The organism is Brevibacillus ruminantium (genome assembly GCF_023746555.1).
GTDB lineage: Bacteria > Bacillota > Bacilli > Brevibacillales > Brevibacillaceae > Brevibacillus > Brevibacillus ruminantium.
This window is the reverse complement of the sequence record NZ_CP098755.1, coordinates 3,039,454-3,061,400: the sequence shown is the minus strand read 5'-3', so window position 1 is coordinate 3,061,400 and position 21,947 is coordinate 3,039,454. Positions and strand designations below refer to the sequence as shown.

The following is a 21,947-nucleotide window of genomic DNA, read 5'->3' as shown; positions in this document are numbered from 1 at the left end:
TGTGCGACCATATGATAAAGAGAAAGGAACAAATCATAAATACAGGTGAAGAAAAGGGGAGTGAAACCGTGCTTCGCGTTCAACAAGCTATTCAGATAAACGGAGTGGTCCGGGTTCCGGGGGATAAGTCCATTTCACATCGCGCCGTCATGTTTGGTGCGTTGGCAGAAGGGACGACGACTATCGAAGGATTTTTGACAGGAGCGGACTGTTTAAGCACGATCAGTTGTTTCCGCCGCATGGGCATCGAAATTTCCCAAGAAGGGGAACACGTAACGGTTCACGGCAAAGGTTGGTACGGGTTGCAGGAACCTATGCAGCATCTCGATGTCGGTAATTCCGGCACGACCATTCGGTTGATGTCGGGAATTTTGGCAACCCAGCCCTTTCACAGTGTGATGGAAGGGGATGAATCCATCGCAAAAAGACCGATGCGCAGGGTGATCGGCCCGCTTCGCGAGATGGGCGCTAAAATTGATGGAAGAAAAGATGGGGAGTATACACCGCTTTCTATTCGCGGGGGCGGACTGAAAGGCATCTCCTACCAGTCCCCGGTTGCCAGTGCTCAAATTAAATCGGCGATTTTGCTTGCCGGTTTGCAGGCTTCAGGTGTGACCAGTGTATCGGAGCCGCATCTTTCTCGCGATCATACGGAGCGAATGCTGGCAGCTTTTGGCGTGAAGCTGGTGCGTGATGGCCTCACTGTATCTGTCGAAGGGGGTCAATCGCTGAAAGGAAGAGCGATTCAGGTCCCTGGCGATATTTCTTCGGCTGCTTACATGATTGCGGCTGTGATGATGGTTCCAGGAAGTTCTCTCCTGATCGAAAACGTAGGGATCAATCCAAGCCGCACAGGCATACTTGATGTTGTCAAGCAGATGGGGGGACAAATCGAACTCCTGAATGAGCGAATCGTAAATGAAGAGCCAATCGCTGATCTGAAAGTTACGTATTCAGAACTAAACGGCGTAGAAATCGGCGGCGAAATCATTCCACGGTTAATTGATGAAATTCCGGTTATCGCTGTCATGGCAACCCAAGCCAAAGGGCGTACGGTGATCCGCGATGCGGAGGAGCTGAAAGTAAAAGAAACAGACCGGATCGCCACAGTAGTCAGTGAGCTGACCAAGCTGGGCGCGAAGATAACCCCTACAGATGACGGCATGATTATTGAAGGGCCAACGCCGCTGACAGGCGCAGTGATTGACAGCCTGGGTGATCATCGGATCGGGATGGCGATGGCGATTGCGGGACTGGCGGCAAAAGGGGAGACTATCGTAGAGAACGATGAGGCAATTCTCGTTTCTTTTCCGGGTTTCCCAGAGGTATTAAAACGCATCAGTACAGTCAAATAAGCGAGACAAGCCCGCTGAAAATGCGGGTTTTTTCATGCTTTCCACTATAATTATTTCTGGATAAAAAATGTTTGACAAGCGCTTACATTCAGATATAATAAAAGTACAGTATGGTTTCTCTCCACTCCTATCCAATATAAAACAGCACGAGTGTGCTGCCGCCGTTTGAATGCGCTTACATCAACGGCGGTTTTTTTTATTCATTTTTCCCCTTCTGTCATATATCCTCGCCTGTTCATAATCCTCGTGTAAAAACGTGTCTACAAGCTGCGTGTACATTTTTTCCGCGCTCGCGCATATGCTCGTACTGGAAGAGGGTCCATCTATGGATGGAGGAGGGACGGGCTATGACGACGGAAGAAATCGTTATCCGAAATGGTACGATTGTGACAGCCAGTGGCGTGTTTGAACGTGATATTTGGGTGCAAGACGGGGTTATCAGACGGATAGCGAAAGATCGTTTGGGAGCAAGCAGGATCTGTAAAAGTGAAGGCAAAGAATGGGATGCAAGCGGGATGTACATCGTGCCCGGTTTTCTGACTTTGCCTGGCAAAAGCCCTTCGCCACAAAGAAAGCTTCCCGACTATTTAGAGACGGTTCGTAAGCTGGTCCGTTTTGGGTATACCAGCATGTCAGAAATCCAGCCGATCGATCCCTGGAAAAATGCTGCCCAACGACGATATCAAACAGTCATTCATTATAACAGCTTGATTGACTATACATTCGTGGCGGAAGTCCCGGCATCGATGATGAATAAACGGATCACCCTGCAGCTGTGCGCCGAGGGCTATCGCATCATCCGTGTAGTGATTCGCAAGCTGGAAGACTTTACAAGAATAGATTGGGAAACGATTTCGCCGTTTCTAACGTCTTATAGGGTGCTGTTGATTTTACACGTGCCGGCGAATGCCGGTTTTTCAAAAGAAGAAAAGCAACGAATATCAGGTTTATGGCTGGATCGCTGCCGTTACTGGCAGATTCGCACTTGGGTAAAGACCGAGAGTGAACTCGCCGCGGAAGAAACACAGAGCTTTTATCATCTGTATCAATTAGATGGACTCTCTTGTGATTTGGCGCTTCGTTCTATGATCCATACGCCGCTCAGAGGTCTATCTGTTATGGCAGCGCTTGACCGGGTGCAGGTGGATGCGCGACGTTTGCGTGGCCGGGAAGAGGAAGTGCTGCGCGCCCTTGTAAAACTCTGTTCGACAAATATGGCAAAAGCACTTGGGCTTTATCCCCAGAAGGGAAGCATCACACCTGGTGCCGATGCAGACCTCGTATTCATCAAAAAAGAACAGTGGTTGACAAAATTTGATCTTTCCACTATTCTCAAATTTAGCGAATTTCTTCTTCCAACTTCTGTTATGTCGAACGGAAAGTGGATTTTACAAGACGATACATTTGCATCTACGATAGGGATGGGACGTTGGCTTCGGGACATCAAACCCTACAGATTTGTGATCTAACCCCACTCTTGGGGGTTTTTGCGTAAAAGATTTTGTTTCTTTACAAGGAAATGTTTTCATCGTTCCCGCAACTTTTTACATCCCCGGCAGTCTAAACTTACAAAGACTGCGGAGGGATCGGAATCGCAAGGAGGTAATCCTGGAAATGACCGATTCCCAGTTAATCCGCGAAATCAAAGAGGGAAATCTTGAATGCTATGCGGAGTTGATACGTCGCTATGAGCGGAAAATCCTCGCATTTGTCACCCATTTGCTGCGTCAGGCTAATCTGGAGCACGTTGCGGAGGACATTTGCCAGGAGACCTTTTACAAGGCGTACAAGAGCATTCATTCATTTCGTGATGTAGAAGCGACCTTCTCTACCTGGCTCTACACCATTGCCAGAAATTCGGTTCTCAGCGAGCTGCGCAAAAGCCGAAATTCTGACGTGTATCTCGAAGATACCCTGCAGGTTCCTCTGGCTTCGTATGAGCGTTTGCCTGAGCAAGTCCTGCTGCGCAATGAGCGAGAGCATCTTGTTCGTCAGGCGATTAACAATTTGCCTGAAAAACAGCGCTCAGCCCTGATTTTACGGGAGTATGAACAAATGGACTACAATGAGATCGCCACCATTCTTGATCTGACGGTCAGTTCGGTGAAATCTCTCTTGTTTCGAGCGCGGCAGAGCATCAAGTCTCAGCTGGAAGTCTACATCCTCGAACCTCATTTGGATGAAGCTGAAGGGATGAATCGATGATGAAATGTGAAGAAGTACAAGATAGAATGCCGGATTATGCGGACGGTTTGTTGCCTGATATCACCAGGCGGCGAATGGATCACCATTTGGCAAGCTGTTCCAGCTGCCGTTCCGATTACTCACTGTGGCAGGATAGCAGCAACTGGATGGAAACGGACAAAGAACAGTATCATTCCATCACACCGACCAGGTCGATCGTCGACGCGGTGATGGCACGCATCCTTTCTGAGGAGAAGTGGGCGATTCCGATTGGGCGAAAAGTCTTTGCGGTCACCGCAAGAATGCGCAGAATCGGGGCCAGCGCTGCTGTTATTTTAATGATGCTTTGCACGTTTACCCTGTATGTTAACTCTACAAACGCCGAACAAGCCAATTCGCTCTTGATTGGAAACGAGGTATTGGCCATGGGCAAACATGCCCAAGTGGTGACATCGTCGACCCAGTCTGAAGACGGCACCTATATCGTAGAGCCTCAGCCCCTTGTGTCAGAAGGGCAACCGCTTGCCTCTGCAACGGCATCGATTATTCCGATGGAGGGTAAAGCGGGAGAACAAGATCACGATGAACCCAACTACGGAATGGTTCTGAGTCTATTTGGCATTTTGGTCACGGTTTTGACCATGAGCTGGTTTACTCGGGCATAATGTATTATCCTGAATAGGAAAGAATGGGATCAGGAAGACCGTCTACGGACGGTCTTTTGCGGCTCTTCGTAAATGAGGACAATGGCAAGGCGAAGATACATATGAGGTGAACGATATGACCAAACAATGGCTGTACGTAATTGATGAGGCAATCAAACGGATCGAAAACGATGAACTAGAGCTGGGCTTGCAGGCCTTAAAAAAGGTGCAGGAGCACGGAAGGGAGCTTCCCGAAGTCATGCTGTACCTGGCAGAGGTGTGGTATCGTTTTGGCCATTTGAACGAAGCCGAGCAATTATTGCAAGATATTTTGCGACGCAACTCTGATCTGGAGCCTTCCCTGAGACAGGAGTGTCAACTGCTTTTGGCTGAAATTGCTCTCGACGGAAACGATTTTGACACAGCCCAGACCATCTTGTACGAGTTGGTGGAAACAGGCGAGGAAAATCTCCGCCTGGATTTATTGTTAACGGATCTCTATGCGATGCAGGGGCTTGATGAGGTCGCCATCAAGTACTTGGAACAAGCGCGGAAAAAGGACCCCAAAAACAAGGAAATTCTGACAGCGCTGGGCAACATGTATTTTCAGATCGGAAAAGATGACGAAGCGATGCAAGCTCTCGATGAAGCAGGCGAGCAAAGTGTCGATCTGATTTTATCCAAAGCGCGGGTATTGGCTCAAAATGGGGAGTTTGAACAGGCGTATCACCTGTTTCAACACGCGCTGGAGCAGCAGCAGAGTGCTGAAATTTTCTACGGCTGCGCCATGATGGCATTCCATACGGGCAAGCTCGAAGAGGCTCAATCATTTGTAGGCAGCTTATTGGCTTTGGATGAAGAGTACGTGGCGGGATATCCTTTGTCAGCCGATATCTATTTGTCACAAGGAAAGACAGAGAAAGCAATAGAAGCGCTTGAGCAATACGTCGAGCTGTCCGGTTTTGATCTGGACCAGATCCGCAGACTGGTTGCGCTGTTGACACAGGCGGGGCGCTATGACGATGTAAAAACGTATCAAAAATTGCTGGATGACTGGAATACCGAAGAAGAATAGAGTCAGGGGATGGGAAGTCACAATCGTGGCTTCCTGTTTATTTTGCCGGAATCTGGCAAGAATGGTGGGTAACAAAAACCTTCGACCAAGGAAGGGATGCCCAGATGAACTTGGCTGAGATCATGGTCTACACCGACATCCGGCAACTCCATCAGATGGCCAATCACTACGGTTGCGAGTGCAATCCAAATTCAAAAAACGAATTAATTACTTCGCTTTTGTCCAATTTGCGCCATAGGGAGATTATCGCACGGGAAATGGAGCAGCTGTCTTCTGAGGAATCGCATTTTTTCCTGCTCCTGTTTCTGGACAAACGTACAGAAATGTCTCTGGAAGATCTGTTGGCGAAAGCAGGGGTTGCGCTGGAAGCGAGGAAGGAGCGCAAGCAAGAAGAAGCGAGAAAATTTATCGCTCAAGCCATGAAGCGAGGCTGGATTTTTCCTGCAAAAACAAGAGCTGTCGGTCAATATCAGGTTCCCCAGGACATACGGGAGCCGCTGCTTTCGGCATGGCTCAGAAAATGGCAAGCAGAGGCGAAGCCCTTTTTGTCCGAACCAGAGGCGTATCGGGACGAGGGGACAGCACTCGTCGATGATATCATGCAATTTTTGCAATTTCTGCAGAGAGAGCCAGTTCCGCTTACGGCAGACGGCGGGATGTACAAGCGTTACCAGCAGCAGCTATTTCAATTTTTGCAGGTAAAAGAAGAACCGTTGTTGCCCCAGAAATGGCGCTTTGGTTATGGACTTCACTTCGATCTGTATCCGGACAGGTTTTCACTGATTTACGACTTTTGCTATTACCAGCGGTGGATTGAGGAAGTCCCCGGACAGGTCAGCCTTTCGGATGAGGGCGGGGAACGGCTTGCCCAATCTTATAGCGATGCTCTGTACCATGAGGTCATTCGTTTTTGGATCAGTCTGTACAAACGGGCCATACCCAACCTGCCGATGCTTGTTCAGCTCATCCCGATGATGGCGGCAAACGGCTGGGTCAGTCAGTCTGAGCTTATTAGAAGTCTGCAGCCGTGGATTCGCGCTTTTTACTACGATGAACCCCATAGTGTTCTGGTCAATCGCATTTTAAAAATGATGGTGCATCTCGGTCTGATTCGGGTGGGGCAGGTGGACGAAGGAGAGTGGATCTACTCGGGAACCTACGCCAGCCAGTCGTGGCTCCGAAAATATAACGGCTTTACAGAAACCACCATTTTATTGAAGTGAGGGATGTGCATGGAATGGCCCAATTTTTACTCCAACACCTATGGAAGCAACAATCAACAGGTATCAGGATTGCTTTCGGAAATGCTTATTGACGAGCAGGTGCGGCTCTATCGTAAACGAACCTTGTATCAGGAAATTGATGTTGCCCTGGCTGAAAAAAATAAGGAACGTTTTTTGGAATTGACAACGGAATTGCGCGAGATTATGGCCTACGAGGAGGCATAACCCAAGCGCGGGATGAGGAATTGCCTGCTGCGCAGATTTCGTGATACGCTAGTTTCCGATATCATAGGAAAAGAGGAGACTGCGATGCAATGGAACGTGCAGGAAATGGAAAAATGGGAGGAGCTACGTCCCTTTGTGGACACTGCGCTGCTCCCTCTTTATTTGTATCGGCCCGAGCTGGAGGTACAGGAACATGTGCTGCGTATGACCTATTTGATGAATCTGGCTGCTTCCATTGAGCAAAAGCTGAAAGGGAGGGTCCTTTTGTTCCCGGTCTGTTACAAATTCGCAAGTGAACCGGGAGTCCAAGGCCTTCCAGATGGGTTTGTCCATCGCATCTGCCTTCATTTTCAAGGGGATCAGATCAGTGAAAAGCAGCAAAATGTGCATCATTTGACAGTGGGCGATGAGGAGCTCGACTCTGCTCTGCGATTTGATGTAACCGTCGATATTTTGGCGAAAGAAATCATTCGAATCTGGCAGGCGAAATAGGGGCGATAGCCCTTGTTTTTTTGGGAGAGACTATAAAAATCAACGAGGCAGCTGCCATTTTTGACAAAATGGTAACAATCTCATCTACTGGAGGGATTGCCATGCGGCACGTCCCTTGGACATTCTTGACATCTTTTTAGGGGTTAGCTATGATTGGGATTGACCTAGTGTATATGTATGTAAAAAGCCATCGTTGTGCGATTCTACAGGATAAGGAGGGAAAATAGAGATGGGCGACAAACAAGAAATTTCCAGACGAACATTTCTAAACTACGCACTCATGGGAACTGGCGGGTTCCTTGCTGCGGGTATGATCACACCTATGATCCGTTTTGCGGTCGACCCCTTGCTCAAGGGCCATGCGGGTGGAGATACAGTAGCTGTTGGCAGCGTGGATGAATTTGGTCCCGAGCCGAAGCGAGTTGAATTTAAGGTACATACCAAGGACGGTTGGTATGAAGCCGATTCGACCTTGTCTGCATGGGTGACAAAGAACGACAAAGGCGAAATTCTCGCACTGTCACCAATTTGTAAGCACTTGGGGTGCACCGTAAACTGGAATGACCCATCTGGTAAGCCAAACGAGTATTTCTGCCCGTGCCACCTTGGACGCTATAACATTGAAGGGGCACACATCCTGAACACTCCGCCGACTGCATCCCTCGACGAATACGAGACAGAGGTAAAAGACGGCAAGCTCTATCTGGGCAAACTGAAACCAAATCTACGTCCGGGGGTGAGTGACTAACATGATGCAAAAAATGTATGACTGGGTAGACGAGCGATTAAACATCACTCCGATGTGGCGGGACTTGGCAGACCATGAAGTTCCCGAGCACGTAAACCCTGCTCACCATTTCTCTGCCTTTGTGTACTGCTTTGGCGGACTGACATTCTTTATTACAGTCATTCAAATCCTGTCTGGTATGTTCCTGACTATGTACTACGTACCAGATATCATCAACGCGTATGAGTCTGTGAAATACCTGCAAAACGAAGTAGCCTTCGGGGTTATCGTCCGTGGTATGCATCACTGGGGAGCCAGCTTGGTTATCGTCATGATGTTCCTACATACGTTGCGTGTATTCTTTACTGGCGCATACAAAAAACCGCGTGAATTGAACTGGGTAGTAGGCGTACTGATTTTCTTCGTCATGCTCGGTCTCGGATTTACCGGTTATCTGCTTCCTTGGGATAACACCGCTTACTTCGCGACCAAGGTAGGCTTGGAGATTGCCAACTCCGTGCCGCTGATTGGACCTTACGCAAAAACACTGTTGACAGGTGGAGACATCGTAGGTGCAACCACACTGTCCCGCTTCTTTGCAATCCACGTGTTCTTCCTGCCGGGCGCACTGCTTGGACTTCTGGGAGCTCACTTTGTTATGATTCGCGCTCAAGGTATTTCCGGACCACTATAAGAGTTTTCGAAACCTAAGGAGGGAATAGCATGGCTAAACACGATAAAGATGCTACCTTCGTCGGAGACTCTCGGATATCGGCGAAGCGTATTCCTAACATTTCTCCATCCTACTCCGACTTTCCGGGAAAAACAGAGCCTTTCTGGCCGAACTTCCTGCTGAAAGAATGGATGGTGGCAGCAGTTTGTCTGGTTGGTTTTTTGGTTCTGACGGTATCTCATCCGTCGCCATTGACTGATATGGCAAACCCGAACGATACCTCGTTCGTTCCATTGCCTGACTGGTACTTCCTGTTCCTCTACCAAATGCTCAAATATCCTTGGGCTGCAGGGGATTGGGTGGTCTTGGGCACCGTGATCATTCCGGGTATTGCCTTTGGTTCTCTGATGCTTGCTCCATGGCTTGACACTGGCAAAGAACGCCGTCCGTCTCGCCGCCCGGTTGCAACAGGCCTGATGCTGACTGCATTGGTCGGTATCTTTTACCTGACATGGGCAGCAGACCATGAGCATTCTCTGAAGCATAGTGCCAGCAAAGGTGGAAGCGGCGGTGGCGGTAACCAAGCAGCTGCTCCGGCGCCGGCAGACTCTGGCTTTAAAGCAGATGCTGTCTGGACTGCACAAGCAAGCTGCAAGAGCTGCCACGGTAATAACATGGAAGGCGGCATGGGGCCGAATCTGCAGAAGATCGGAAGCGATCTGGATGCTGCACAGATTGCTGAAATCATTAAGAACGGTAAAGGAAATATGCCAGGCGGTATGATTAAGGATGAAGCAGAAATCCAAAAAGTGGCTGAATACCTGGCATCCTTGAAATAAGCAAAATGGGAAAAAGCTGACTGACGTTCGGTCAGCTTTTTCTTTAGAGGCGAATAAAGCGGGAGACGATTTTCATGAGCTTGTTATGGGAGTGGTTTGTGCAGTCGCTGGGAAAGAGATGGTTTCTCTGGACCCTGTTTGTCGTCAATCTGCTTGGAACCATATATGGATTCATCTGGTATGGCAATCAGCTCGCAGAAACACCGGCATATCTTCGTGTGTTTGTTCCGGACAGTCCGACAGGCAGTGGTTTGTTTACCTTAGTGTTGCTCACCTATTTGATGGGGCGCCACATTCCTGTATTGGAAGCTCTTGCGGGCATCACCAATTTTAAATACGGTGTTTGGGCTGTGGGAATTATCCTCGCCGGTTGGATGATGGGGAATCCCATTCGCTGGACGGATGTCATGCTTTTGGTTTCCCATACAGGAATGGCTGCCGAATCTGTGCTGTATGCCCGTTTCTACAAATTGAGCTGGTTGCCGGTAGGAATTACCGCACTTTGGACGCTGAACAACGATTTTCTTGATTACGTGATGAACACGCATCCGTGGCTGCCAAGCGTTCTGGACCCCTATACGGGTATCATCGGTTTTTGCACGGTGCTGCTCAGCATCATATCGATCGCGGTGATTTGGTATACCAACATGAGATTCGGCAGTGAAATAAACAAGGTCTAATCATCTCCTCCTTTCCATAGGTTGTACTAAGGGAAGGAGGGTTTTTGTGTTGAAAAAAAACATCCGGTTTTTGCTGTTCTTCCTGGTCTTTGGCCTAATGCTCTCCTGGCCGATTCACGCTTTGGTGACGAAACTTGCCCGGCCGGCAGAGGAGCAGCAGCTAGCCGAGCTGGATGAAATAGCCCACCGGTTATGGATGGCTGCCCAAAAGGGAGATCTCGAACAGTCACAACAACAAATCCAGATACTGGCTGAACGATTCCCGCATCAAAAACTGCCGAATACCATCAGGATCGAGAGTCTTAATGCGGTCACCCAGTCCATCTTGGCTGCTCGAAACAATCTGAACAGCAAGGCGATAAACGATCAACAGCTCTTGTGGCACGCGACTCGCGTACGTGTCGTTGTGGATGCGCTGACACACGATCATCAGCCGATGTGGCGTGGGTATTACCAGTCCTTTTCCAATCAGCTTCAGGATTTGCTGAAGTCAGCAGTCGAGCGTGATTATCCCCATTTCCGCGAACAATTTGAAGAAAACTCTCGCTTGTATCTGGTGATCCGACCGGCCATGACGATTCATCTGCCCGAGAGTGAACTGAGGAAGCTGGATACGGCATACGATGCGATTTCCAAGGAGATCAGAAACAGCAAAATTGAATGGAACCACGTACGCAGCCAGTTGCGCGAGCTGTATGCAAACACCCAGTCCGTCTTTATTGGGGAAGACAGAAGCGCTATCGCCTACCTGATTATGCAGGATTCGCCCGTAGGCATGATGATCAGTATCATGACAGCCGTTATTGTTACCCTCGGATACGTGGCCTGGAAAAAGTATAAGGGACAATTCCGCCCGATTACCTGAGGCAGGTCCCGTAAACCAAAAACACCTCCTCGAACTCCATGAGAGATCGGGAGGTGTTTTCTTGTACTTTCGGAAAGTTGTCGTCTATGTGCGAAGCGGCTGTTTGTTTTCGTCGAATGTAAAGCCTTCGCCCAAAACCTCATGGACGTCGTTGACGATGACAAAAGCATGGGGATCAATCTCTTGCACGATTGTCTTGAATCGCATCACTTCGTTTCGACTGACTACGACGTAGACCACTTGTTTGTCAGCTCCGGAAAATGCTCCTTTTCCGGCCAGGAGCGTCACGCCGCGACCCAGCTCCAGAATTTGTTTGGCGATATCTTCGGCATGATCGGAAATGATGGTGAGTGCTTTTCCAGCGTAGGCGCCTTCCTGAAAGAAGTCAATCACACGAGCGGCCACGAACACGGCGACAAGGGTGTACATGGCACTTTCAATATTCAAGTAAAAGAGGGATGCGCCAATCACCAGCATATCTCCGAGAAAAAGTGTGCGCCCCATGCTGACGCCCATATACTTTTGCAGCAAACGGGCGATGATGTCCACTCCGCCGGTCGTTCCATCATAACGGAAGATTATCCCCAGACCAACACCAACAGCGACGCCGGCAAACAGGGAAGCAAGCAGACGGTCCTGCATCGGCATGGGGTAAAAACCTTCAAACAAGGAGAGGAATATGGAAAGAAAGACGGTTCCCAAAATGGTGTAAATAAACGAAATGCGCCCCAAAACCTTCCAACCCAGGATGAACAGTGGGATATTCAGCGCAAAAAAGACGATACCTTGGTCAATGTCGGGAAACAGCAGCTTGATCAAAATGCTGATTCCGGTTATGCCGCCTTCTGCCAGGTTGTTGGGGATATTAAAGGCGTTGATGCCGAATCCCATGATGGCAGTGCCGATGATGATGGCCAGAATGCTTTTCAAGCGTAGCTTCATAATTTACTCTCCCCTTACTGGCGAAACCGCGTAAAAGTCACATGGTAACTGGTCTGATTCGTTGCTCAGATGTATACGACTGCCATTATAATGGAAGGCAGTTGGAAATGTCCATATGCCCGCAAAACGACATTTGAGATTTGGCAAACGCCATTAGATCGGTTACGATAAAGAGAATGACAAAACTAGGCTAGCAAAGGAGTGTCCCGATGAATCAGCGCAAAACGCTGGAGCAGATCCAGCAGGAAGTAGATCAATACATATCGCAGTATAAAGAGGGTTACTTTTCTCCACTGGCGATGATGGCTCGGATGAGCGAAGAAGTGGGCGAGCTGGCACGAGAGATTAATCATTATTACGGGGAGAAGCCAAAGAAAAAGGATGAAGATGCAAAAACCGTCGAGGAAGAATTGGGCGACGTATTCTTCATTGTTCTTTGCTTCGCGAATTCCCTCGGGATCGACTTGCAAGAAGCGTTTGATCGTATTATGCACAAGTTCAACACCCGCGATAAAGATCGCTGGACAAGAATAGAGGAGACAAATGAGCATGAATAGACAGATAAGAGTGACCGTTGCGGGAGCAGCGGGACGAATGGGACAAGAAGTGGTGAAAATGTTGGCGGAGGACGAAACGCTGGTTTTCACCGGTCCTTTGGATACGAGAGTGAGCGACGCGGAAATTGATCAGCAGCTCAGGGAGATGAAACCGGATGTGCTGGTTGATTTCACGACTCCACATACTGTTTACCGTCATATGGAAATTTGTTTGCGCCACAATATCAGGCCCGTCGTAGGTACGACCGGTTTAAGTTCGGAGCAGTTGCAGGATCTGACTGACCGTTATCGGGAAGCAGGTCTCGGTGCTATTATCGCCCCGAATTTTGCGATCGGAGCGATTTTGTGTATGAAATTCGCGGCGATGGCAGCGAAATACATGCCCCATGTGGAGATCATCGAGCTTCACCATGACCGAAAGCTGGATGCTCCCAGCGGTACGGCTCTCAAGACTGCAGAAATGATTACTGCTGTGCGGGAGAAGCATAAGCAGGGTCATCCGGATGAAAAAGAAACCATTCCAGGCGCACGCGGAGCGGATTTCGATGGTTTCCGCATTCACAGTGTCCGACTGCCGGGAATGGTAGCGCACCAGGAAGTCTTGTTCGGGGCGACAGGTCAAACACTTTCGATCCGGCATGATTCCATTAACCGGGAGTCGTTTATGCCGGGCGTCAATATGGCGATCAAAGCGGTGATGAATCTGAATGCATTGCTGTATGGTCTGGAGCATTTGATTGATTAGTTCACACAAGGTATTAAACAGTTGTTTAATTCGATGGACAGCAAGGGAGAGGTTTGCTTGAAAATTGCACTTATTGCCCATGACCGCATGAAGGAAGAAATTGTGCAACTGGCAATGGCCTATGAAAACATCTTTCACGAGCATGAACTGTTCGCAACAGGAACGACAGGTCAGAAGATCATGGATGCGACTTCGCTTTCGGTCACCCGTTTTCTTTCGGGGCCATTGGGAGGAGACCAGCAGATCGGAGCGATGATTGCACGCAACGAAATGGATTTGATCATTTTCCTGCGTGATCCGTTGACAGCTCAGCCGCATGAGCCGGATATTATCGCACTGCTCAGACTTTGCGATGTCCATAAAATCCCGTTTGCCACAAATCTGGGAACTGCCGAGGTGCTGCTGAAGGCATTGGAGCGCGGGGAACTGAATTGGCGGGAAGTCGTGCACGAGGAGTGAGCGATGATGAAAGAATTAGACATCTTGGCGATTGGCGCACATCCTGATGATGTGGAGATCGGAGCAGCAGGTACGCTGCTCCTTGCTTCCAAGCGGGGCGAGAAAGTAGGCATTCTTGATTTGACCTATGCCGAGCTTTCTTCCAACGGTACAGTGGAGCGGAGGCAAGAAGAAGCGGCGGCTGCCGATCAAATACTGGGCAGCACAGCACGCTACAACTTCGGATTTCCTGACAGAGGATTGGAAAAGGTGAGGGAGGATGCAATCAGTCGCGTTGTTGACCTGATTCGCGAAACGCGGCCGCGGGTCGTTCTCGCACCCTACTGGCAAGACCGCCACCCTGATCATGAGAGTGTCAGCCGAATTGTGCGAGAGGCTGTATTTTCGTCCGGGATTCGCAAGTACTCCGCAAATTTGTCCCTGCCTGCGTATCGTCCGTCCAAACTTCTGTATTACTTTATCAATTCAACCGTGAAGCCGGATGTGGTTGTCGACATTACAGATGTCTACGAGGGCAAGATGAATGTCCTGCGCTGTTATCGAAGCCAGTTTGAACAAGAGGCAGACAGCGTTGCAACCCCGTTGAATAACGGATATCTAGAATCGGTTACCTATCGTGAGCGGTTATTCGGACAAGAATCTGGCGTTATGTATGCCGAGGGATTTGTTTCTGCTGTACCCTATGTCCTGGACCGTTTGTAAAAAGAGGTGAATTTCCCTATGAAAATCGGCATTACTTGCTATCCGTCACTGGGGGGCTCGGGCGTTGTAGCGACAGAGCTGGGAAAACTGTTGGCGGAGCGTGGGCATCAGGTACATTTCATAACGTCAAGTATGCCGTTTCGCCTCAGCAAGTTTCATCCCAACATTTTTTATCATGAAGTGGAGGTCAGTCATTACGACGTCTTCAAATATCCGCCGTATGACCTGACGCTGGCCAATCGGATGGCTCAGGTAGCCAAAAACGAAAAGCTGGATCTGTTGCATGTCCATTATGCTGTGCCCCACGCCTTATGTGCGTATCTGGCAAAACAAATGGTCGGCGATCACCTGAAAATTGTTACAACCTTGCACGGGACAGATATCACTGTACTAGGCTACGATTCCAGCCTCAGCAGCCTGATTCAGTTTGGCATCGAAAGAAGTGATCTGGTTACGGCTGTTTCACAGGATCTGATTCGGCAAACGAAGGAACTGCTGCATGTCGAAAAGGAAATCGTCCCTGTATACAATTTTGTAGACAAAAGACGCTATTATCCAAAAGAAGTAAGTGAGATCAAGCGGATGTTCGCTCCGAACGGCGAAAAAATCATCATGCATATCTCCAATTTCCGTCCAGTCAAACGAGCGCAGGATGTGGTCGACGTCTTTGAGCGCGTCCGAGGGCAGATGCCAGTCAAGCTTCTTCTGATTGGTGAAGGTCCTGATCTCAGCATGGTTCGTGAAAAAATTGCGGAGAAGGGGTTGGAGGGAGACGTTCATTTTCTCGGAAAACAAGAGGATGTGGCTGAGGTCATTTCGATGGCGGACGTCATGCTACTTCCCTCCGAAAAAGAGAGCTTTGGCCTTGTTGCCCTGGAAGCTATGGCTTGTGGCGTCCCTGTCGTCGCATCCGTAGCCGGAGGACTGCCTGAGGTTGTGCTGGATGAGGTGTGCGGCTTTTTGCGGCCGATCGGCGATGTAGAGGGCATGGCAGATAAGACGCTGCTCTTGCTGCGAGATGAAGAGCTGTATGACCGCTTCTCGCGGAGCAGTATCGAGCGTTCCTGTGAAACCTTTTGCCATGAGAAGATTACGAGCGAGTACGAAGCGCTTTACAATGATCTTCTCCAGAAATCATGATAAATACGGAATTCAAGAGCGGTGGGAACCGCTTTTTGTCAATTGAAAGAGCTTTGCAAGCATGATGGACAATCCCATCAAGAATTTCATCAACAACGCCTCCTTTATGCGCAGGCGGACGGAATCGGAGTGTCGTGCGTGGGAAAGAGTTTGGCTGAAAACATCCTGAAAACGCTGGAGGAAAGCGGGTATGAGGCTTATTTTGTCGGTGGCTGCGTCCGCGACTGGCTGCTCAATAGACCGGTGCATGATATAGATATATGCACAAATGCCCATCCTGGCGACGTGATGCGCCTATTTCCCCAACATGTGCCCACCGGGCTGAAGCATGGAACGGTTTCCGTGAAAGAAGGCGGGAGTCTTTTTGAAGTGACTACCTATCGGACAGAAGGCGAGTACGAAGATTTTCGCAGGCCGAAGGAAGTCAACTTCGTCTCGGAGCTGCAGCTTGATCTGGAGCGCAGAGATTTCACCATGAATGCGATGGCGATGGATCGATATGGAGTGCTCGTGGACCCGTTTCATGGTTTGAGTGATCTGAAGAACGGGCTTATTCGCGCTGTTGGCCATCCTGAACAGCGATTTCGCGAGGATGCGCTTCGTATCTTGCGGGCGGTTCGGTTTGCAGCCCAGCTCAACTTTCGTATTGAAGAGAAGACTTTGGCTGCGATGAAAGGGACAGCGGAGCTGCTCCAACATATTGCGATTGAGAGAATCCGCGAAGAATTGCAAAAAATGCTGGAAAGCCCTGCGCCCGCCGTCGGGACTGCGTTGATCGTCGAGACTGCAGCCCTTCAGGCATGGCCGCGTTTACAAACACTCTTTGCAAAAGCCAAGGGCCAATCCGACCGTCTTGCCGCGCTACCGAATTTACCTCATAAATGGGCTTTGCTGATGTATGCGGCTGGTTTTCTCTACGAGGAAGCCAGACAGGCATGCCTGGAGTTGAAGCTGTCCAAGCGGGACAAAGAATTGATCTGTGCCCTCGTGCAGACGCTGGCAGACATTCACCCGAAATGGGATGTGCCGCAAAATATCGATTGGCAATCCCACCTGCTGGAGAGAGGCTGGCAGTTTTGCACGGAGTTAAACGCTCTTCTCCAGGCATGCTGGAAAAACAAGCCGGATAGAGATATAGCCAATGCTCTTATGCAAATCTATGAACAAATGCCAGTCAAATCCGTTCAGGAGCTGGCGCTAAACGGACATGATCTGTATACACAGCTGAGCAAAAAGCCCGGGCAGTGGGTTCACGATCTGCTGCAGCATTTGTGGGAGCAAACGGCGTTTTATCAGTTGCCCAATACGCCGGAGGCATTGCTTGAGGAAGCGAGGAAAGAGGTTGCCCGACATGAACATTAAAGAAGAGATTATCAAGGCTTTCCATCGCAAACCAGGGGAGTTTATCTCTGGAGAAGAGCTGAGCCAGAGCTGTGGCTGCTCCAGAACAGCGATTTGGAAGCATATTGAGGAACTGCGAAAAGACGGATATGAAGTGGAGGCCGTGCGCAAGTCAGGCTACCGACTGCTTGCCGCACCCGATCGACTGTCTGCAGAAGAGGTTCGTGCGGGCTTGGGGACGTATCGGATCGGGCAGAAGGTGCTGGCGCACGACAGCGTCATCTCCACGCAGCCACTGGCCCATGAGGCGGCAAGCAAAGGAGCGCCGGAAGGGACACTCGTCATCACAGAACAGCAGACAGGGGGCAGGGGGCGTCTGGGACGGCCTTGGCACTCGCCGAAGGGCTCCGGCATCTGGATGAGTCTCATCATTCGCCCGGAGATTCCGCTGTCAAAAACACCACAGATGACATTATTGACCGCAGTCGTCTTGGCAAAAACGATTTGGGAAGAGACGGGTGTTGGGCCCAAGATCAAGTGGCCCAATGATATTTTTATCGGGGATAAAAAGGTGAGCGGCGTGCTAACCGAGCTGAACGCGGAATCTGATCGGGTTAATTATCTGGTCATCGGTATAGGGATCAACGCCAATATGACCAGCGAAGACATCCCGCCAGAGTTGTCGGCCATCGCCACCTCCCTGCGGATCGAATCCGGCAAGCCACTCAAACGAATCCCGTTTATCCAGCGCTTTTGCGAGAATTTTGAAGCCGAATATGATCATTATCTGCGAGAGGGCTTTGAGCGTGTAAAGATGGAGTGGGAGCAGCATTCCTATACGATTGGCCGATGGATCACGGTCAGTACCATCCAGCAAACACTGGAAGGCAAGGCAATCGGGCTGGACGAAGAGGGTGTTTTGATCCTGGAAGACACTACCGGCAAGCGGCACAAGGTATACTCCGCCGATGTCAATTATCGTGCAAATTCCTAATTTTTCTGGTATACTCCATGGGGTGGAGGCTGTATCGGTTTTCCGAACGGCACTCTTGTTTTTTAGAGCAACCCAGCATGGAGTTTTTTCTTTTCATTCTTGTGCAATGCTATGGACAACAATCTGCTCAGAGCCTGTGTGGACCGAGACAGAAGGAATCCTATGACACACACGTATCGTGTTACGTTTCTTTTGTGTGGACAACCTTCTCCCTATTTCGGCGAGAAGGTTTTTTTGTTTCCGTACGGGTCACATGGGAAAGGGCGCATGTAGAGGTGGGAGAGAGATGGCAAACAACCTGGCGCCGATCACGACAGCGGATCTGCGCGCAAAAAAACATGCGGGCGAACCTATCGCCATGATTACAGCCTATGATTATCCTTCAGCCAAGCTTGCCGAGGAAGCAGGGGCCGACATGATCCTCGTGGGAGATTCACTGGGTATGGTTGTACTTGGGTATGACTCGACCTTGCCTGTCACGATGGCGGATATGCTGCACCATTCCAAGGCCGTTACGAGGGCAGCCAACAGAACCTTTGTGGTAACTGATCTCCCTTTTCTCAGCTATCACGGAACAGTGGAGGAAGGCGTGAAAAACGCTGGCCGACTCCTGCAAGAAGGGCTGGCGAAAGCAGTCAAGATGGAGGGCGGCAAAGAACTGGCCCCTCTTGTCACACGCTGTGTGCAGGCAGGTATCCCCGTCATGGGTCATATCGGCTTGACTCCGCAGGCTGTTCATCAACTGGGCGGTTTCAAAGTGCAAGGCCGCGATGTTGAAGCGGCGCGTCGATTGATGGAAGAGGCAGAGGTACTACAGGAGGCAGGGATTTTCTCGCTGGTGCTGGAATGCGTTCCCGAGGAGGTGGCAGCTCTCATCTCGTCGCGTCTGGACATTCCCGTGATCGGGATCGGCGCAGGACCTGCCTGTGATGGACAAGTTTTGGTATTCCACGATCTGGTCGGCTATGCTTCTTCGATACAGCCAAAATTTGTGAAACGCTATACAGATATTGGCGGCTCCATAAAAGACGCGATCAGCACCTATGTTTCAGATGTGAAAGAGCGCCGTTTTCCTGGACCGGAACACGTTTTTCATGCTAAAGAAGAGGTCATTTCCCAGTTGTACGGGGGAGGAGAACAACCATCATGATGAAAACACTGCAGCAAGTAGAAACGATCGGGGAACTTCGCCGCGAATTGAAAGCAGCGCGAATCCAAGGTAAGCGGATCGGGTTTGTTCCTACCATGGGCTACCTGCATGAGGGGCATCTGAGTTTGGTTGAGCAGGCAAAACAGACCTGCGACCTGATCGTCATGAGCATTTTTGTCAACCCGCTGCAATTTGGTCCAAACGAGGATTTTGAGCGCTATCCGCGGGATTTGGAGCGGGACAGCAGGATGGCAGCCACGGCCGGTGTGGACTTGCTGTTTACCCCTAGCGTGGAAGAAATGTATCCCACTGCGGTAAAAACGAATATCACGGTATCCGGTGTTTCGGAACCGCTGTGCGGACGCTCACGTCCCGGTCATTTTGATGGCGTTGCGACCGTCGTTATGAAGCTGTTTCAAATCGTTCAGCCCGATTTTGCCTTTTTTGGCCAAAAGGATGCGCAGCAGGTAGCAGTGATTGAGCAAATGGTGCGTGATCTTTCGGTGCCAGTAGAAATCATTCCTTGCCCGATTGTACGAGAATCGGACGGGTTAGCCATGAGTTCCCGAAATGTATACCTCGCTCCCGAAGAACGGAAACAGGCGACCGTCCTGCACCGCAGTCTCAGACGTGCGAAGGAGCTGCTCGGCGATGGCAAATTACCAGCGGAGATACGCGCTGAGATGGTGCAAATGATCCAGCAGGAGCCGCTGGCTGATATTGATTATATTGAGATACTAACATATCCTGATCTGACCCCGCTGGATTCAGTGTCGTCCGGTCAAAAACTTGTGATCGCTCTGGCTGTACGCTTTGGCCGTACCAGGCTGATTGACAACCTCATCACCACGCTATGAGTCAAAGAAAAAGGGGGATTCCATCGTGCTGCGTACGATGATGAAAGCAAAAATTCACCGGGCTACTGTCACAGAAGCCAATTTGAATTATGTCGGGAGCATCACCATTGACAAGAATCTCATGGAGGCTCTCGATATTTTACCCAATGAAAAAGTACAGATCGTCAACAATAATAATGGGGCCCGGCTGGAAACTTATGTGATTGAAGGAGAGCCAGGAAGTGGCGTTATTTGTCTCAATGGGGCCGCAGCCCGACTGGTGCAGCCAGGAGATATCGTGATCATCATTTCCTATGCATTGATGAGTGACGAAGAGGCGCGCCGTCACAAGCCCCGTGTAGCGATCATGGACGAACATAATCAGATCGCACAGCTTTTGACCGAAGAAATTCATGCAACTGTTTTGTAATTGAAGCGAACTGCATAGAGGCACACCCCTTGTGAGACAATGAGACTACACACGCCTCACAGGGGGTGGCTTTTTTTGAAGCTGGAAGATTGGTTTCACACGTTGCAAGTAAAAGCAGAAACGATTGAAAGACAATGGCCGGACGCATCTGAGCATGAAAAGCTCCAGCTAGCCGATCAGCTTTTCCAACTGCGGAAAGTGAGTGATCGGCTCGTAGACTTGTGGCTGCAATTCGAGGAAAAACTGTCGTATGCGATTCGTCAGATCAAAAAGATGGAAGGCCAGGAAGAACCACAAGCGGACAACCTGCAAGAATTCGTCTACCAGGACATGAAAGACACGGAACCCAAAGTACCCACAACTCAGCAGGAAGAGACAGCAACTGCCTACAAAGAACCGGAAGCAGCTCTTGCCGGCGAGGCTTCAACGGGGGGACAGGCAACCGCCACCACAGGGACGGCGGCGACCATGAAAAAGGACTCGCAGCTTGAATTGCATCGTGAATACGAACATATGTTCAGGAAGGGAGAAGGCTTTTACCATCTCCGCATGTATCAGGATGCCAAAACCTGTTTTCAGGAGCTAGTTCAAGCGTCGCCAGACTGGGAAAGCGGCCGTTTGTACTACGGATACAGCCTGCTGTTTTGCGGGGAAAAGGAAGGGGCTATGCGCGAGTTTCGGTTGTTGAGCAGATCGGCGAGCTCGCCTTCCATCACTGCGATCAGCTACAATGCCATCGGTTGCATCCTCGCTGAGGAAAGCCAATGGCTGGAGGCTGCCCAGGCATTCAAAGAAGCCGTAGCAGTCCTGCCTAAACACCGTGATGCCTGGTTTAATCTGGCTCTATGCTATCTGAATGATGGGGATGTACACGAGGCGCTCGATGCCGTAGAAAAAGTGCTGGATGAGTCTGACCAGGACTGGGAAGCCCAAATGCTGTGGCTCCGCGCACTAAGAGCGTTGCAGTCGCGTGACTCTTCAGCAGAACGCGAGGCACCTGCGGGACTCAGTTTGCCCAATCGCAACCTGGACAGTGAAACCCTTCGAGAAATGGCGTCTTTGTATGAATCATTGGGGAACTATCACCGTGCTCAGGTATGCTATCACTTTTTGACCGACCGTCTTCCAAAGGAAGGCTGGACGTGGCATGGTTTAGCCTGGAACACTTGGCTGATTGCCGGTACCAGACGTGCGCTCACCTTGATGAAGAAAGCGATCAGTCTCGCGCCGAATCAGCTTGATTTCCAATTTAGCTACGGCTGGATGCTCCTTTTTGACGGAAAGGTGGACGAGGCATTCGCTGTATTTCGCGCCATCTTGTTAAGGGAACGGGACCACAGACTGGCACAATCCGGCATGATCACGGCTTACGAGTGGATGGGCGAAATCCAGGCGGCCAAGAAGCTGGCAAAGCCGTTTATCGAGGACGCGGACACCTTTGTCCGATCGCTTGGCTGTTATCACCTGGGACGAATTTCGATGGCAGAAGAAAATTGGCGGTTGGCAGAACAGTATTTCCGCAGAGTGCTGCCACATAGCGATCACTTCCGGGAAATACCGTTTTATCTGCAAATGTGTGCGAACAAGCTGGGAGAACCGCTCTCGGAAAGTGAACTCTTCCACACGTGAGCAGTTGAGAGCAGGAAATTTCCCGGTCTTTGCCGAAATG

25 protein-coding genes are annotated in these 21,947 nt (G+C 50.0%); 24 read left to right on the top strand and 1 reads right to left on the bottom strand.

All coding sequences use genetic code 11. The features are described from left to right. The first annotated feature begins 68 nt into the window (after positions 1 to 68). From aroA to NDK47_RS15000, 13 genes are all read left to right on the top strand, one after another. Entirely contained in the window at positions 69 to 1,355 is a 1,287-nt protein-coding gene (gene aroA / locus NDK47_RS15060; protein ID WP_251870579.1) for a 3-phosphoshikimate 1-carboxyvinyltransferase, read from the top strand. 347 nt (positions 1,356 to 1,702) lie between these two features. Beyond that, positions 1,703 to 2,824, top strand: coding sequence for an amidohydrolase family protein (locus NDK47_RS15055; protein WP_251870578.1), 1,122 nt, complete (start codon positions 1,703 to 1,705; stop codon positions 2,822 to 2,824). A 145-nt stretch (positions 2,825 to 2,969) separates the two neighbouring features. Further along, positions 2,970 to 3,560: an RNA polymerase sigma factor gene (locus NDK47_RS15050; protein WP_251870577.1), complete on the top strand. Its 591-nt coding sequence runs from the start codon at positions 2,970 to 2,972 to the stop codon at positions 3,558 to 3,560. Next, positions 3,557 to 4,204, top strand: coding sequence for a zf-HC2 domain-containing protein (locus NDK47_RS15045; protein WP_251870576.1), 648 nt, complete (start codon positions 3,557 to 3,559; stop codon positions 4,202 to 4,204). Before NDK47_RS15050 ends, NDK47_RS15045 begins: the two co-directional genes overlap by 4 nt. Before the next feature lie 115 nt (positions 4,205 to 4,319). Further along, positions 4,320 to 5,258 carry a tetratricopeptide repeat protein gene (locus tag NDK47_RS15040; RefSeq protein ID WP_251870575.1) on the top strand — a complete coding sequence of 313 codons (939 nt, stop codon included), beginning with the start codon at positions 4,320 to 4,322 and terminating at the stop codon, positions 5,256 to 5,258. A gap of 104 nt (positions 5,259 to 5,362) precedes the next feature. Continuing rightward, positions 5,363 to 6,481, top strand: coding sequence for a hypothetical protein (locus tag NDK47_RS15035; protein WP_251870574.1), 1,119 nt, complete (start codon positions 5,363 to 5,365; stop codon positions 6,479 to 6,481). A gap of 9 nt (positions 6,482 to 6,490) precedes the next feature. Next, the gene (locus tag NDK47_RS15030) at positions 6,491 to 6,706 is read left to right on the top strand and encodes an IDEAL domain-containing protein (RefSeq protein WP_251870573.1); all 216 of its coding nucleotides are present in this window, start codon (positions 6,491 to 6,493) and stop codon (positions 6,704 to 6,706) included. Positions 6,707 to 6,790: 84 nt separating this feature from the next. Next, positions 6,791 to 7,198 (top strand): DUF2487 family protein, encoded by a 408-nt coding sequence (locus tag NDK47_RS15025; protein WP_251870572.1) that lies wholly within the window; start codon positions 6,791 to 6,793, stop codon positions 7,196 to 7,198. A 229-nt stretch (positions 7,199 to 7,427) separates the two neighbouring features. Then, entirely contained in the window at positions 7,428 to 7,946 is a 519-nt protein-coding gene (locus NDK47_RS15020; RefSeq protein WP_251870571.1) for a QcrA and Rieske domain-containing protein, read from the top strand. Position 7,947: 1 nt separating this feature from the next. Then, the gene (qcrB, locus tag NDK47_RS15015; protein WP_198826369.1) at positions 7,948 to 8,619 is read left to right on the top strand and encodes a menaquinol-cytochrome c reductase cytochrome b subunit; all 672 of its coding nucleotides are present in this window, start codon (positions 7,948 to 7,950) and stop codon (positions 8,617 to 8,619) included. 29 nt (positions 8,620 to 8,648) lie between these two features. Then, complete coding sequence (locus NDK47_RS15010) at positions 8,649 to 9,437, top strand: menaquinol-cytochrome c reductase cytochrome b/c subunit (RefSeq protein ID WP_251870570.1); 789 nt, start codon at positions 8,649 to 8,651, stop codon at positions 9,435 to 9,437. Positions 9,438 to 9,511: 74 nt separating this feature from the next. Beyond that, positions 9,512 to 10,117 carry a DUF1405 domain-containing protein gene (locus NDK47_RS15005; protein WP_251870569.1) on the top strand — a complete coding sequence of 202 codons (606 nt, stop codon included), beginning with the start codon at positions 9,512 to 9,514 and terminating at the stop codon, positions 10,115 to 10,117. A gap of 49 nt (positions 10,118 to 10,166) precedes the next feature. Then, a complete protein-coding gene (locus NDK47_RS15000) occupies positions 10,167 to 10,982 on the top strand; it encodes a sporulation protein YpjB (protein WP_251870568.1) in 816 nt (271 codons plus the stop codon). An 84-nt stretch (positions 10,983 to 11,066) separates the two neighbouring features. Here NDK47_RS15000 and NDK47_RS14995 read toward each other — a convergent pair whose 3' ends face one another. Then, positions 11,067 to 11,924 carry a YitT family protein gene (locus NDK47_RS14995; RefSeq protein ID WP_251870567.1) on the bottom strand — a complete coding sequence of 286 codons (858 nt, stop codon included), beginning with the start codon at positions 11,922 to 11,924 and terminating at the stop codon, positions 11,067 to 11,069. Positions 11,925 to 12,133: 209 nt separating this feature from the next. On the opposite strand from NDK47_RS14995, the gene NDK47_RS14990 reads away from it, so the two are divergent. The 11 genes from NDK47_RS14990 to NDK47_RS14940 all read left to right on the top strand — a co-directional run bounded on the left by NDK47_RS14990 (position 12,134) and on the right by NDK47_RS14940 (position 21,907). Further along, positions 12,134 to 12,481 carry a nucleotide pyrophosphohydrolase gene (locus NDK47_RS14990; protein WP_251870566.1) on the top strand — a complete coding sequence of 116 codons (348 nt, stop codon included), beginning with the start codon at positions 12,134 to 12,136 and terminating at the stop codon, positions 12,479 to 12,481. Beyond that, positions 12,474 to 13,226 (top strand): 4-hydroxy-tetrahydrodipicolinate reductase, encoded by a 753-nt coding sequence (gene dapB, locus NDK47_RS14985; protein WP_251870565.1) that lies wholly within the window; start codon positions 12,474 to 12,476, stop codon positions 13,224 to 13,226. The genes NDK47_RS14990 and dapB overlap by 8 nt, the downstream gene beginning before the upstream one ends. A gap of 57 nt (positions 13,227 to 13,283) precedes the next feature. Further along, entirely contained in the window at positions 13,284 to 13,685 is a 402-nt protein-coding gene (locus NDK47_RS14980) for a methylglyoxal synthase (RefSeq protein WP_251870564.1), read from the top strand. Positions 13,686 to 13,691: 6 nt separating this feature from the next. Next, positions 13,692 to 14,387 carry a bacillithiol biosynthesis deacetylase BshB1 gene (gene bshB1 / locus NDK47_RS14975; protein WP_251870563.1) on the top strand — a complete coding sequence of 232 codons (696 nt, stop codon included), beginning with the start codon at positions 13,692 to 13,694 and terminating at the stop codon, positions 14,385 to 14,387. Positions 14,388 to 14,405: 18 nt separating this feature from the next. Further along, positions 14,406 to 15,527: an N-acetyl-alpha-D-glucosaminyl L-malate synthase BshA gene (gene bshA / locus NDK47_RS14970; protein WP_251870562.1), complete on the top strand. Its 1,122-nt coding sequence runs from the start codon at positions 14,406 to 14,408 to the stop codon at positions 15,525 to 15,527. 138 nt (positions 15,528 to 15,665) lie between these two features. After that, positions 15,666 to 16,889 carry a CCA tRNA nucleotidyltransferase gene (locus tag NDK47_RS14965; RefSeq protein ID WP_251870561.1) on the top strand — a complete coding sequence of 408 codons (1,224 nt, stop codon included), beginning with the start codon at positions 15,666 to 15,668 and terminating at the stop codon, positions 16,887 to 16,889. Continuing rightward, positions 16,879 to 17,862: a biotin--[acetyl-CoA-carboxylase] ligase gene (locus tag NDK47_RS14960; protein WP_251870560.1), complete on the top strand. Its 984-nt coding sequence runs from the start codon at positions 16,879 to 16,881 to the stop codon at positions 17,860 to 17,862. The genes NDK47_RS14965 and NDK47_RS14960 overlap by 11 nt, the downstream gene beginning before the upstream one ends. A gap of 286 nt (positions 17,863 to 18,148) precedes the next feature. Then, a complete protein-coding gene (panB, locus tag NDK47_RS14955; RefSeq protein ID WP_251870559.1) occupies positions 18,149 to 19,012 on the top strand; it encodes a 3-methyl-2-oxobutanoate hydroxymethyltransferase in 864 nt (287 codons plus the stop codon). After that, positions 19,009 to 19,869, top strand: coding sequence for a pantoate--beta-alanine ligase (gene panC, locus NDK47_RS14950; RefSeq protein WP_251870558.1), 861 nt, complete (start codon positions 19,009 to 19,011; stop codon positions 19,867 to 19,869). The genes panB and panC overlap by 4 nt, the downstream gene beginning before the upstream one ends. A gap of 25 nt (positions 19,870 to 19,894) precedes the next feature. Continuing rightward, positions 19,895 to 20,278 carry an aspartate 1-decarboxylase gene (gene panD / locus NDK47_RS14945; protein ID WP_251870557.1) on the top strand — a complete coding sequence of 128 codons (384 nt, stop codon included), beginning with the start codon at positions 19,895 to 19,897 and terminating at the stop codon, positions 20,276 to 20,278. Between the two features lie 75 nt (positions 20,279 to 20,353). Beyond that, positions 20,354 to 21,907 carry a tetratricopeptide repeat protein gene (locus tag NDK47_RS14940; protein ID WP_251870556.1) on the top strand — a complete coding sequence of 518 codons (1,554 nt, stop codon included), beginning with the start codon at positions 20,354 to 20,356 and terminating at the stop codon, positions 21,905 to 21,907. Positions 21,908 to 21,947 lie beyond the last annotated feature (40 nt).